Source organism: Desnuesiella massiliensis, assembly GCF_001403615.1.
GTDB lineage: Bacteria > Bacillota > Clostridia > Clostridiales > Clostridiaceae > Desnuesiella > Desnuesiella massiliensis.
This window is the reverse complement of sequence record NZ_LN879451.1, coordinates 152437-164463: the sequence shown is the minus strand read 5'-3', so window position 1 is coordinate 164463 and position 12027 is coordinate 152437. Positions and strand designations below refer to the sequence as shown.

Annotated in this window: 15 protein-coding genes; 13 read left to right on the top strand and 2 right to left on the bottom strand. The window is 32.7% G+C overall.

Annotation, left to right across the window (positions count from 1 at the left end; genetic code table 11):
- Position 1: 1 nt before the first annotated feature.
- From BN2665_RS01485 to BN2665_RS01430, 12 genes are all read left to right on the top strand, one after another.
- Positions 2 to 1312 carry a 6-phospho-beta-glucosidase gene (locus BN2665_RS01485; RefSeq protein ID WP_055665343.1) on the top strand — a complete coding sequence of 437 codons (1311 nt, stop codon included), beginning with the start codon at positions 2 to 4 and terminating at the stop codon, positions 1310 to 1312.
- Between the two features lie 167 nt (positions 1313 to 1479).
- Positions 1480 to 2481, top strand: coding sequence for a LacI family DNA-binding transcriptional regulator (locus BN2665_RS01480; RefSeq protein WP_055665342.1), 1002 nt, complete (start codon positions 1480 to 1482; stop codon positions 2479 to 2481).
- Between the two features lie 55 nt (positions 2482 to 2536).
- A complete protein-coding gene (locus BN2665_RS01475) occupies positions 2537 to 3274 on the top strand; it encodes a M48 family metallopeptidase (RefSeq protein ID WP_055665341.1) in 738 nt (245 codons plus the stop codon).
- A gap of 118 nt (positions 3275 to 3392) precedes the next feature.
- Positions 3393 to 3590, top strand: coding sequence for a hypothetical protein (locus BN2665_RS01470; RefSeq protein WP_055665340.1), 198 nt, complete (start codon positions 3393 to 3395; stop codon positions 3588 to 3590).
- Positions 3591 to 3605: 15 nt separating this feature from the next.
- Positions 3606 to 3833 (top strand): thioredoxin family protein, encoded by a 228-nt coding sequence (locus BN2665_RS01465; RefSeq protein WP_055665339.1) that lies wholly within the window; start codon positions 3606 to 3608, stop codon positions 3831 to 3833.
- 1 nt (position 3834) lies between these two features.
- Positions 3835 to 4527 (top strand): cytochrome c biogenesis CcdA family protein, encoded by a 693-nt coding sequence (locus BN2665_RS01460; RefSeq protein ID WP_055665338.1) that lies wholly within the window; start codon positions 3835 to 3837, stop codon positions 4525 to 4527.
- Between the two features lie 115 nt (positions 4528 to 4642).
- Entirely contained in the window at positions 4643 to 5116 is a 474-nt protein-coding gene (locus BN2665_RS01455) for a MarR family winged helix-turn-helix transcriptional regulator (protein ID WP_055665337.1), read from the top strand.
- Positions 5089 to 6474, top strand: a complete 1386-nt coding sequence (locus tag BN2665_RS01450) for an MATE family efflux transporter (protein WP_055665336.1) — start codon at positions 5089 to 5091, stop codon at positions 6472 to 6474. The genes BN2665_RS01455 and BN2665_RS01450 overlap by 28 nt, the downstream gene beginning before the upstream one ends.
- A gap of 209 nt (positions 6475 to 6683) precedes the next feature.
- Entirely contained in the window at positions 6684 to 7172 is a 489-nt protein-coding gene (locus BN2665_RS01445; protein WP_055665335.1) for a hypothetical protein, read from the top strand.
- A 65-nt stretch (positions 7173 to 7237) separates the two neighbouring features.
- Positions 7238 to 7855, top strand: a complete 618-nt coding sequence (locus tag BN2665_RS01440; protein ID WP_055665334.1) for a lactate utilization protein — start codon at positions 7238 to 7240, stop codon at positions 7853 to 7855.
- 16 nt (positions 7856 to 7871) lie between these two features.
- Positions 7872 to 8255 carry a nuclear transport factor 2 family protein gene (locus BN2665_RS01435; RefSeq protein WP_055665333.1) on the top strand — a complete coding sequence of 128 codons (384 nt, stop codon included), beginning with the start codon at positions 7872 to 7874 and terminating at the stop codon, positions 8253 to 8255.
- A 145-nt stretch (positions 8256 to 8400) separates the two neighbouring features.
- Entirely contained in the window at positions 8401 to 8898 is a 498-nt protein-coding gene (locus tag BN2665_RS01430) for an AAA family ATPase (protein WP_055665332.1), read from the top strand.
- A gap of 80 nt (positions 8899 to 8978) precedes the next feature.
- On the opposite strand, the gene BN2665_RS01425 is transcribed toward BN2665_RS01430, so the two are convergent.
- Positions 8979 to 9890 carry a LysR family transcriptional regulator gene (locus tag BN2665_RS01425; protein ID WP_055665331.1) on the bottom strand — a complete coding sequence of 304 codons (912 nt, stop codon included), beginning with the start codon at positions 9888 to 9890 and terminating at the stop codon, positions 8979 to 8981.
- A gap of 107 nt (positions 9891 to 9997) precedes the next feature.
- Between BN2665_RS01425 and BN2665_RS01420 the strand changes: the two genes are divergently transcribed.
- Positions 9998 to 11113 carry an AbrB family transcriptional regulator gene (locus tag BN2665_RS01420; protein WP_242865880.1) on the top strand — a complete coding sequence of 372 codons (1116 nt, stop codon included), beginning with the start codon at positions 9998 to 10000 and terminating at the stop codon, positions 11111 to 11113.
- A gap of 30 nt (positions 11114 to 11143) precedes the next feature.
- On the opposite strand, the gene BN2665_RS01415 is transcribed toward BN2665_RS01420, so the two are convergent.
- A complete protein-coding gene (locus BN2665_RS01415) occupies positions 11144 to 11836 on the bottom strand; it encodes a response regulator transcription factor (RefSeq protein WP_055665330.1) in 693 nt (230 codons plus the stop codon).
- Between the last annotated feature and the right edge of the window lie 191 nt (positions 11837 to 12027).

The window sequence follows — 12027 nt, the reverse complement described above, 5'->3', positions numbered from 1 at the left end:
TATGAATGGGTTAAAGATAGCAACCATAGGAGGAGGTTCAAGCTATACTCCTGAAATAATAGAAGGGTTTATAAAAAAGAAGTTAGAAGGAACTCTGCCCTTAAAGGATCTATATTTAGTGGATATAGAAGAAGGAAAAGAAAAGCTAAACATTGTAGGAAATTTAGCTAAAAGGATGGTTGAAAAAGCTGGAGCTGATATAAATATTCATCTTACCTTAGATAGGAGAGAGGCTTTAAAGGATGCAGATTTTGTAACTACTCAATTTAGAGTAGGATTATTAGAGGCTAGAATTAGAGATGAAAGGATTCCTTTAAAGTATGATCTTATAGGGCAAGAAACTACAGGAGCTGGAGGTTTTGCTAAAGCTCAAAGAACAATCCCTGTGATCTTAGATATATGTAAGGATATGGAGGAATTATGTCCTAATGCTTGGTTAATTAATTTTACAAATCCCTCAGGTATAATTACAGAAACTGTATTAAAGCATACAAAAATTAAAACTATTGGACTATGTAATGTGCCCATAGGCATGATTTATATGGCGGCGGAAATGCATAATGTATCTCCTGAAAGAATATATATTGAGTTTGCTGGACTAAATCATCTGGTTTGGGGAAGAAAAATATTTAAGGATGGAGTGGATGTAACTAAGGAAACCCTAGAAGTAATAAAAGATGGCAAATTCTTTACCATGAAGAATATACCCAACATGGAATGGGGGCCAGAGCTCATTGAAGCTCTAGGAGCAATGCCTTGTCCTTATCACAGATATTACTATTTAAAAGACCATATGCTAAAGTATTGTCATGAGGAAGCAGCAGGTACAGGCACAAGAGGAGAGGTTGTAAAGAAGGTTGAGAGTGAACTATTTGAACTATATAAGAATCCCAATCTCAGCATTAAACCTCCACAATTAGAAAAAAGAGGAGGAGCACATTATAGTGAGGCAGCAGTGAATTTAATTGATTCCATATACAATGACAGAAAGAATATACAGATTGTAAATATAAGAAATAATGGAACCATAGCGGACCTTCCAAGGGATGTAGCTATAGAATGCAACTGCGTTATTGATAAAAATGGGGCACATCCTATAAATGTAGGGCATATGGAAACCAGTATAAGAGGACTGCTCCAAGCGGTAAAGGCTTATGAGGAATTAACCGTAGAAGCTGGAGTTACAGGGGATTATAATACTGCTTTAAAGGCTTTAATCATACATCCCTTAGTAAATGATGCCATAAGAGCTAAAAAGGTATTAGATGACATCATAAAAGAGAATAAAGCATATCTTCCTCAGTACAAATAGTAAAAGGGTGGTTTTCCACTCTTTTATTTTTATAGGTATAACAACCTGCAAAAAAACACAAATTAATAATGTAAATATTAATCTATAATATAGTTATTTATTGCATTATAGCCATTTTATAAGTATAATAATAAAAAGTGAATAAGAGAGATATGGGAGTTGATAATATGGCAGCTTCAATTAAAGATGTTGCAAAGGAAGCAGGAGTATCTATTGCTACTGTTTCAAGAGTTTTAAATGACGTAGACGTAGTAAATGAAGAAACAAAGAAAAAGGTATTAGATGCTATAAAAAAGCTGGGATACAGACCTAATATAGTAGCAAGAAGCTTAAAAACTCAAAGAACAAAAACTATAGGAATACTTATTCCAGACATATCAAGTCAGTTTTATCCGGAAATAGTTAGAGGTACAGAGGACGTAGCTAATATATACGACTATAATATAATGCTTTGTAACTCAGATTCAGACTTAGAAAAGGAAAAAGAGTATTTAAGAGTGCTTAAGGAAAAAATGGTGGATGGAGTTCTATATATGAGTAGTTCTCTTGAACCTGAAATTCTTAACCTTATTAAGCAGTTAGAACTTACTACAGTATTAGTTGAAACCAAAGACCCAGAAGACATATTCCCTAGCGTAACTATAGACAACAGGGCTGCGGCTTATGATGCAGTAAGATACTTGACAGAAAAGGGAAATAAAAAGGTAGCCTACATAGGAGCTTATAGAGATGTGGTAACAGCTTGGGCTAAAAGATACCTAGGCTATGAAGAAGCCCTAAAGGATAGCGACCTAGAGGTAAATGAGAATTTAACCTTCTTTGGAGAATTAAAGGCTCAAACAGGCTATGAAGGAATAAATAAGATTTTAGAAAAAGAGGAAAGCATAGACTCATTATTCTGTGCGTCAGATGAAATTGCTATGGGAGCTATAAATGCTTTAAGAGATAAGGGTATAAGAGTACCAGAGGATGTGGATGTAGTTGGTTTTAACGATATCTATGCTGCTTCAATCTTCTATCCTAAGCTAACTACTGTGTCTCAGCCTATGTATGATATGGGTTCAGTAGCTATGAGAATGCTTATAAAGCTTGTAAATAATAAAGAAGTAGATCATAAGCAATATGTATTACCATATAATCTTATAGAGAGAGACTCTTGCAAAAAGTAAATAAAAAAGAAAAATTAGAGACCTTTTATGGGTCTCTTTTTAATAGGGGGACAAAATGAAGAGTTTTCTTTATATGGGAGAAGAAATTAAATATGAAGTAAAAAGAAGTAAAAGAAAGACTATAGGCATAAAAATATCTAAAGCATCAGGAATAGTAGTAATGATACCTTATAATTGCAGTGAAAAAATGGCGGCGAAGGTTGTAGAAGAGAAAAAGACATGGATATTCAAGCATTGGAAGAGCCTAAAGGAGGTTAAAGACAAAGAATTAAAAAGGCAATATAAAGAGGGTGAAGAAATAACTTATTTAGGTAATAATTATCCTATAAAAATTAAGGAACATGATAAAGACTTAATAAATGTATCCTTAGAGCAGAATAATTTTAATATTTTTACCAATAACATAAAATCTACATATTTAAAGGATAAAATTATTAGAAATGCTGTTTTGGAATGGTATGAATATCAAGCTTATAGCATATTTAAAGATATAACTGATAAATACTCTGCTATCATGGGAGTAACCTATGGGGATATAAAATTAAAAATCATGAAATCTATTTGGGGAAGCTGTTCTTATAGAAATAATTTAAGCTATAATCTAAGACTTGCTATAGCTCCGAAAGAAGTAATTGAATATGTGATTTTGCATGAGCTATGTCATATACTTGAGAAAAATCATTCATCTAGGTTTTGGAGTTTGGTTGAAAGATATATGCCAGATTATAAATTAAAAAAGCGATGGCTTAAGGAAAATGGATACAAGCTAAATTTTGATTATATTTATCAATAAATGCTATTGATAAAAGCAATTGAGAAAAAGTATTTTTATTATTTGACACATTTTATTATTTAAACTAGAATATACTTATACCATGCAGGGGTATTTTGAAAGAGAAGGAGGGTGTTTCATGAAAAAGTGGATTAAAGTAGCCGTTCTTGCCCTGATCGTGTTATCCTTAGCAGGCATATATTATGGAAAAAATGTATATGGAAAGAAGGATAAGGTAGAGGCAAGTAAAGAGCTGCAATGGGAAACCTTTGATCCTAATCCGCCAAAGGAAGGTAAGGCTTTACCTGTGATTCTAGAGTTAGGATCACCTACATGACCAGCTTGCTTACGGATGGAGTCCGTTTTAAAAGAAGCAAAGGCTAAGTATGAAGGAAAGGTTCAGGTTATAAAAGTTAATATTGAAGAGGAAAAAAACTATAAGCTAGCATTAAAATATAATATTAGATTAATGCCTACAATAATGTTTTTTGATGAGAATAGGCAAGTAAAAGGAAGGTATGAAGGGTTACTAGACATGAGTCAAATTGATAAAATAGTTTCTTCTATGGGGGTAAAATAACATGAGCGGTATATTGAATAATTTTGCTGAGCTTATATCAAATAATATATGGCTAGCTCTTGTAATGTCACTCATAGCTGGATTAGCTTCATCCTTTAGCCCTTGTGTGTTGTCCTCTGTCCCACTAATTGTAGGATATGTGGAAGGAAATGGGGTAAAGGATAAAAAATCAGCTTTTAAGATTTCCCTAGTATTCTCTTTAGGAGTAATAGTGACCTTTACCGCTATAGGAGCTTTTTCAGCTATATTAGGAAAGTTTTTTAGCGGGGCGGGTAAATGGTGGTATATAATGTTATCTATAATTATGCTCCTAAGTGGATTACAGCTATTAGGGGTAATAAATATAGGTAAGAGTAATAACAGCTGCAAATTACCTAATCAAAGAAAGGGCTTACTAGGAGCATTTTTTCTAGGTATATTAGGGGGAGCATTATCCTCACCCTGTGCTACACCAGTATTAGCAGCCATATTAACCTTTGTGGCAGGAAAAGCTAATATACTTATAGGAATATTGATGCTTTTGCTTTATTCTATAGGTCATTGCCTATTGCTTATTGTAGCAGGAAGCTCTGTAGGAATAGTAGAGCACTTAAGCAGCTCTCCTAAGACTATAAAGATAGGAAATATATTAAGAATAGTTTTAGGCATAGCTATAATAATTTTAGGATTATATCTGTTTTCTATAGGAATCTAATATTTTAAAGTACCAAAAATATATAGTTGCAAGCACAACTAATTTTATGTATAATAATAGTTGTGCTTGCAACTATTATTTTTTAAAGCAATAAAATTTTGTGAGGAGATAGACTATGACAGTAAAATGTGAATCCATTGGAAAATATATATCTATGTTATACAGGATGGGCAGCTGTTATTATAGTAAAAAGTTATCACCTTATAATATAGGCAGTGGGCAAATCATGTTTTTAGGTTATCTATATGCTCATGATGGTGTCAATCAAGAGGATATGAGTCATAATCTAAATATCGACAAGGGTACTACCGCTAGAGCTATTAAGAAGCTAGAGGAAGAAGGATATGTTACTAGAAAAGTAGATGATAAAGATAAAAGAGCCTACAGAATCTATGTTACGGACAAAGCCTTAGCCATAAAGGAAGAGTTTTATGAGGTGCTAAAAAGCTGGAATGATATCATATCTTCTGATTTTACCGATGAAGAGAAGGAGATGGTTATAAAGCTTTTAAATAGAATGGTGAATAATAGAAATAATTTTTATATGAAGGGAGATAATTTATGCAACAGGACAGACAAAAGAGTTTAGGAACAGAAAGTATACCTAAGCTACTATTAAAGTTTTCGGTACCCGCTATAGTGGGAATGATGGTAAACGCCCTATATAATATAGTAGATAGAATGTATATAGGGCATATAAAAGATGTAGGACAATATGCAATAACTGGAGTAGGAATAACCATGCCAATTATGACCATAATAATGGCCTTTGGTATGTTGGTAGGTATAGGTACTTCAGCCTCTATTTCTATAAGACTTGGACAAAAGAAGAGAGATGAAGCAGAAAATATATTAGGTAATGCATTTACTTTATTACTTATTTTAAGTGTTACTATAACAGTATTTGGAATTATTTTTGGTAATAGCATATTAGATCTTTTTGGAGCCAGTGAAAATACAGTACAGTATGCAAAAGAATATATTAACATAATATTTTTTGGAACTATTTTTAATATGATGAGCTTTGGCTTAAATCACTCTATAAGGGCGGAGGGAAACCCTAAAATAGCAATGTATTCAATGCTGATAGGAGCTATAATGAATACAGTCCTTGACCCTATATTTATCTTTACCTTTAATCTTGGAGTAAAAGGTGCGGCTATAGCTACGGTGTTGTCACAAGTGGCTACAGCAATATGGGTTTTAAAATACTTTACAAGCAAAAACAGTGTTCTAAAATTAAAAGTAGCTAATATGAAACTGAATAAGAAACTAGTGCTTAGCATATTTGCTATAGGTGTATCGCCTTTCAGCATGCAGCTTGCTGCCAGTGTAGTTCAAGTTATTTCTAATACTGCATTAAGAACTCACGGGGGAGATCTAGCTATAGGAGCTATGACAGCCATTAGCAGTATTGCTATGATATTCTTAATGCCTATATTTGGTATTAACCAAGGTTGTCAACCGATAATTGGTTTTAACTATGGAGCAAAGCAATATAAAAGAGTAGTAGATACTGTAAAATACGCAGTTATGGCAGCCACTTCCATAGTGGTAGTAGGGTTTTTAGTAGTTCAATTCTTCCCTGACGCTGTAATAGGATTATTCAATAATGATGAAGAGCTATTAAGCATAGGAAGAGTAGGAATTAGAATATACCTAGCCATGCTTCCAGTGATAGGCTTCCAAATAATAAGCGCTAACTACTTCCAATCCATCGGTAAAGCTAAAATATCCATGTTATTGAGCCTATTAAGACAAGTAATTCTGCTAATTCCATTATTATTGATACTGCCAAATATTCTTGGACTAACAGGAGTTTGGCTATCAGGTCCTATAGCAGATGGATTATCCTCAATAATAACAGCTATATTATTTTATAAAGAAGTGAGATTATTACATCTCTCACATGAGGAAAGCTTTAGAGAAGGTTTAAATAACGCGTAAAAAGTATATATTATAATATTAAGGCTTATAGCTTATTTTCGTCAGAGAATAGGGTATAGGCTTTTTTATTTAGAAAAGATATTTATAATCACCTTACAACACGTGTATGTTCCACTTTTGCTTCAGATACTTAAGAATATATTTAATTGTAATACATGAATAAAAACACTATAATGTTCATATAGGATATAAATGGAAGTGGTGATGAAATGAGAAAAATAGCCATTGTATTTATAATAGGTTTGATTTCTATTATAGTAGTTTATTGCTTTGCACAGTGGCTAAAGCCTGGTGGAAGTAAAAAAGTTATAAAAGATGAAAGTGTTTTAGAATACGTAAAAACTATTGAGGTTTATGATAAGAATATTTCTAGTTTGGAAGTATATACTCAAAATGCTGTGTTATTTTTTAATTATAAATTAAAGAACATGCCTCAGAAAGTAATATTGGACGATATATATAATAAAAATTATAATTTTATAGTGGAGAACGAAGTAATAAAAAATATAATCTATTCTCCACCTTCAGGGGATTACGTAAGATCAGTATATATAAGATTTACTTGTAAAGAGGAGATATATAGTTATGAAGGCAGAAAATTTATCTATACGGAGCATTCAAAAATAGAAGATAATTATCAGCGTTGGGATGTAAAGAAGGATGGAATGATAATAGATGCTATAATCCAGGGCAATTAATTAATTTTCTACTCAATGCTCCTCTAATATTATGATGATATTTAATTAAAAATAGGAGAAGCGCTATGGATAAAGAAAAATTAGAAACCTTAATTAAAAATTTTAAGCTAAGGAATATTGAAGTAAGTTATTTCGATACCCTTAAAGATGCCAAAGCAGAAATATTAAGGATTATACCAGCTGACTGCACCATAGGTATTGGACATTCTTCAACCCTTCAAGAGATGAATATTAGTGAGGTGCTATTAGAAAGAGGAAATATAGTGTATGACAAGGAATTAGGCAAAAATAAAGAAGAGTGCAAAAGCTTAAAAAAGAAAGCCCTTATTACTGATTGGTATATTACAGGATCTAATGCTATATCAATGGATGGACGAATCGTTAATGTGGATCATAGCGGAAATAGAGTTGCTGCAATTTCCTTTGGACCGGATAATGTAATAATTGTGGTCGGTATAAATAAGGTTGTAGATTCTTTAGATGAAGCAATAAAGAGAGTAAAAAACATTGCATCGCCATTAAATGCAAAAAGAGCTGGATATAATCCTCCTTGCGTGACACTTAATAGATGTGTAGATTGTGTATCAAAAGAAAGAGTTTGTAACAGCCTCTCTATAATAGAGGGACAATCAAATCCTAATAGAATCAAGCTATTTGTTGTTAAGGATAATTATGGATTCTAAATACAGGAGGGTAAATATGAAAAGTATAGATTTAATAATGCATTTTTGGGAAACCGTAGATAAGCAAGAATGGGAAAAGCTTAAATACTTTTTTGAGGATTCAGCTACTGTTGCTTGGCCCAATACAAAGGAACTTTTTGATGATATAAATAATTACATTCGTGCTAATAGTGAGTATCCAGGAGATTGGCTCATTAAGGTTGAACGTATAGAAGAAGTAGATAATAAGGTTATTACTGTAGCAACGGTATCATTAAAGGATCAGGATACCTCATTTTATGCAGTATCATTTTTTGAGATTACTAATGGTAAAATAAAAAGCCTTACAGAGTACTGGGGAGATAATGGTGATGCACCTGAATGGAGAAGAAAATTAAATTTGAGCAGAACATTAAAATAAAAAATATAAATAGCATAGCTTTATTTAAGGGTATATTTGATTGAGCTAGGATAAATGGGGAGGAGAATAATATGGAGTATATTTTAGAATGTACAGGCTATGAAATGTTTGTAAAAGATATTTATTTCCTTATAGGGGGTGCAAAATGAAAAAATTAATTTTTATTCATGGACCTAATGGCGTTGGAAAATCAACTATTTGTAAGGTATTACATCATAAATTATTAAATTCTGCCTGGCTTGAAAGTGAGTGGTGTCGAAATACAAATCCTTTTATATTTAGTGCTGAGATAGAGTTAATGGTGGAGAAAAACATAACCTTTTTGATAAGAAATTATTTTGAGTGCAGCATGATAGATTATGTAATATTCAATTGGGGATTCCACGGCCCAAGGAAAAAGATATTCCATAAAGTCCTTAAAAATCTTAGCGATCTAAAATTTGAGCTAGTTCCAATAACTATAACTTGTAGTGAAGAAGAGAATATAAAAAGAATGAAACAGGATGGAAGAGATGAAGAAAGGATTAAGAGAATTCTTGATACTAGATACCTATATGAAGGGCCATCAAATCCAACCATTGATAGCACTTTCTTAACTGTTGAGGGTACAGTAAATAGAATTTTAGATATTTTGGAGAATTAAATAGGTATATTAAAGTAAAATAAAAAAACACTAAAGGCATGAAGCACTTAGTGTTTTTGCTAGTTTCAAGTTATTTTTAATTAATATACGCTTTTCATGGTGCTTATAAATTCTTTGGCTGCCCCAGAAAGGTATCTGTCTTTTCTATAGGCTACTACCATAGCTCTTGTAGGTTTTAAATCTTGTATAGAAAAATAAAAGGGCTTATCATAACCGTCATACAAGGATAATAAGGTATCTGGTACAAAGGTAACACCCATGCCGGAGGTAGCTAAAGCGTGAGCAGCTTCAATACTTTCACTTTCTAATATTATATTAGGCTTAAAGCCACATTGGTTACATAGGGAGATGGCTATCTGGTGGAGCTTTTGATGGCTTTTTAATAGTACAAAGGGTTCATGCTCAAGCTGTTTTAAATTAATAGTTGGACGACTTTTAGAAGAATCACTTTTAATTGAATTTTTGCATAGAGCTTGGCCAGCAGGCAAGGCTACTAAAATTTCTTCTTTAGCAATAGATTCATAATTAAAAACATCGTCTTTTATGGGGAGAGTCATTATAGTTATATCTGTACTGCCTTTTATAGCTAAATCCTCTAGTTCAGAGGAGGTACCTTCCACGAAAATTACTTCAATACCAGGAAATTTTTCTCGAAATTTTGGCAGAACCTTTGGCATTACATAGGTGCTCCTAAAAGGCGAAAGGCCTATAATAAGACGTCCTTTCTTTAAACTAGCCACATCTGTCATCTGTTGTAAAAGCTGATCCTTTAAGTCCAATATCTGTTTAGCGGTCCGCACATATAATTCTCCTGCAAAGGTAAGCTTAAGAGGGACGGTACTTCTATCAAATAATTGAACACCTAGTTGCTGTTCAAGTTTTTGAATATATTGACTTAGGGAGGGCTGCGCTATATAAAGCTTCTGAGCCGCTTTAGAAAAACTTTTTTCTTCTGCCACCTTAAGCATATATTGCAATTGACGAAAATCCATAAGAAAATCTCCTTTGTAATTATAGGTTTTAACCTATATATTTTATAAACATTATAGTATTAGATATATTTTATTTTAGATGATACAATAATAAGGAGCAAAATTCAATGCTTTATAGAAGAAAGGTAATAGTTATGATAAATTTATTAATAACCTTAGCGATAGGGGGAATAGGAGCCTTAATAGCTTTACGACTTAAAGTTCCAGCTGGAGCCATGGTAGGGTCAATGTTGGCAGTAGCTTTATTTAATGTAGTAACAGGAGAGGCACTGATTCCTCAAAATGTTAGAATAATAACTCAAATAGCCGCAGGAGCTTTTATTGGAGCAGGTGTAAGCTATAAAGATGTCGCAGGACTAAAATCCATGGTTAAGCCAGCAATTCTCATGGTTTCTTCTATGATAGTATTAGATTTAATCATGGGATATATAATGTACAAGACTACAGATATTGATTTAGTGACTTCCCTTTTTGCCTGTGCTCCTGGAGGTATTGTGGATATGTCAATAATAAGCAGTGATTTAGGAGCAGACTCTTCAAAGGTAGCTATATTGCAGATGGTAAGATTGATGAGTGTCTTTGCTTTACTGCCGTCCATAATGAAATTTTTATCTTCAAGGATAGAGAAGAAAGTCGCTAAAAAGCAGAGTAAATCAATAAATATCTCAGAAGTAGAATTAGATAAGAAGTGTTTAGAAAAGGATAAAAAGAAATACGTAGGAAAAGAAGCTTTAATAAACTTAGGCATTACTACTATTATAGCTACCATTGCTGGCTTAATAGGGTATAAGTTAAAGATTCCAGCAGGTACAATGACCTTTTCTATGGTAGCCATAGGTATATTAAATATATTTACAGGTAGAGGGTACATGCCTCTTAATATAAGAAGGATGACTCAGGTATTTGCAGGAGCTCTTATAGGCGAAAAGATGACCTTTGCTGATCTGATGGCCCTAAAAGGAATTGTTGTTCCTGCTTTGATATTGCTTATAGGAATTATCCTAGTGAACTTATGCATTGGAATTTTTATTAGCAAGGTAAGTGATTTAGAACTTATAACTTCTCTACTGGCCAGTGCGCCAGGAGGGGTATCCGATATGGCTCTAATAGCAAAAGATCTTGGAGGAGATGGGCCGAAGGTTGCTATACTTCAGCTAGCAAGATATGTATGCATTATAGCCTTCTTCCCCATAATAATAAAGTATATCTCATTATTAGTATAAAGTTGAAGGCTATACTGACTTGTAATTTATTTATACTGAAAATTCGTAACCAATGCCCCAAACGGTTTTTATATATTTCGGTTCATTAGGAACATCTTCAATTTTATTTCTAAGATATTTTATATAAACCATAATGCTATTATCATCGGAGGAAATGTTATGCCATACATTCTGATAGAGTTCCTCCTTAGAGAATACATGGTTTGGATGCTGCATAAAGAATTTTATTATTTTTGTTTCTTTGGAGGATAGTTTGATTTCTATATCGTTCTTATAAAATTTATAGGTTTTTAAATTAAATTTAAAAGGGCCATGCTTTATAATGCTAGGATCTAGATTTTCAGGTGAAGCTCCTCTTCGCCTTTTGATTTGAGATTTTACCTGTGCGCAAAGTATGGAGGGGCTAAAGGGCTTTGTTATATAGCTGTCTGCCCCAATGTCAAAGCCTTTTACTATGTCTTCCTCTTCTCTTTTGCCGCTGAGGAATATAATTGGGAGCATTAAATCTTCGCTACGTATATGCTGTGCTATGTCATAGCCAGACATGTCATCCATCAAGATATCCAATATAATTAAATCAAAGGTATATTTATTAATCATATCAAGAGCCTCTTTTCCATTTTGGGCTTGATACACCATCATACCTTCCTTTGCTAGTATTTTATGAATCAATTTTCTTATAGATTCTTCATCTTCTACAATGAGAATTTTTATTTCATTCATAGTTCCCTCACATTAAAATTTTATAATATTCAAGAATATAGTATTGATTATATAAATGTGAGTTATAAAAAGCAATGAAATTTTTTACATACAATTATGTAATTATACCCATTGTGTCATGCTAGAACATTATGGTTGCAATACCATAATAAAAACTTTCGTCGCAAATATAGCTATATTATAATTAGACT

Coding starts and splice junctions, on each gene's coding strand:
- BN2665_RS01485 (WP_055665343.1), top strand. CDS start 2: ATGAATGGGTTAAAGATAGCAACCATAGGAGGAGGTTCAAGCTATACT.
- BN2665_RS01480 (WP_055665342.1), top strand. CDS start 1,480: ATGGCAGCTTCAATTAAAGATGTTGCAAAGGAAGCAGGAGTATCTATT.
- BN2665_RS01475 (WP_055665341.1), top strand. CDS start 2,537: ATGAAGAGTTTTCTTTATATGGGAGAAGAAATTAAATATGAAGTAAAA.
- BN2665_RS01470 (WP_055665340.1), top strand. CDS start 3,393: ATGAAAAAGTGGATTAAAGTAGCCGTTCTTGCCCTGATCGTGTTATCC.
- BN2665_RS01465 (WP_055665339.1), top strand. CDS start 3,606: ATGGAGTCCGTTTTAAAAGAAGCAAAGGCTAAGTATGAAGGAAAGGTT.
- BN2665_RS01460 (WP_055665338.1), top strand. CDS start 3,835: ATGAGCGGTATATTGAATAATTTTGCTGAGCTTATATCAAATAATATA.
- BN2665_RS01455 (WP_055665337.1), top strand. CDS start 4,643: ATGACAGTAAAATGTGAATCCATTGGAAAATATATATCTATGTTATAC.
- BN2665_RS01450 (WP_055665336.1), top strand. CDS start 5,089: ATGCAACAGGACAGACAAAAGAGTTTAGGAACAGAAAGTATACCTAAG.
- BN2665_RS01445 (WP_055665335.1), top strand. CDS start 6,684: ATGAGAAAAATAGCCATTGTATTTATAATAGGTTTGATTTCTATTATA.
- BN2665_RS01440 (WP_055665334.1), top strand. CDS start 7,238: ATGGATAAAGAAAAATTAGAAACCTTAATTAAAAATTTTAAGCTAAGG.
- BN2665_RS01435 (WP_055665333.1), top strand. CDS start 7,872: ATGAAAAGTATAGATTTAATAATGCATTTTTGGGAAACCGTAGATAAG.
- BN2665_RS01430 (WP_055665332.1), top strand. CDS start 8,401: ATGAAAAAATTAATTTTTATTCATGGACCTAATGGCGTTGGAAAATCA.
- BN2665_RS01425 (WP_055665331.1), bottom strand. CDS start 9,890: ATGGATTTTCGTCAATTGCAATATATGCTTAAGGTGGCAGAAGAAAAA.
- BN2665_RS01420 (WP_242865880.1), top strand. CDS start 9,998: ATGCTTTATAGAAGAAAGGTAATAGTTATGATAAATTTATTAATAACC.
- BN2665_RS01415 (WP_055665330.1), bottom strand. CDS start 11,836: ATGAATGAAATAAAAATTCTCATTGTAGAAGATGAAGAATCTATAAGA.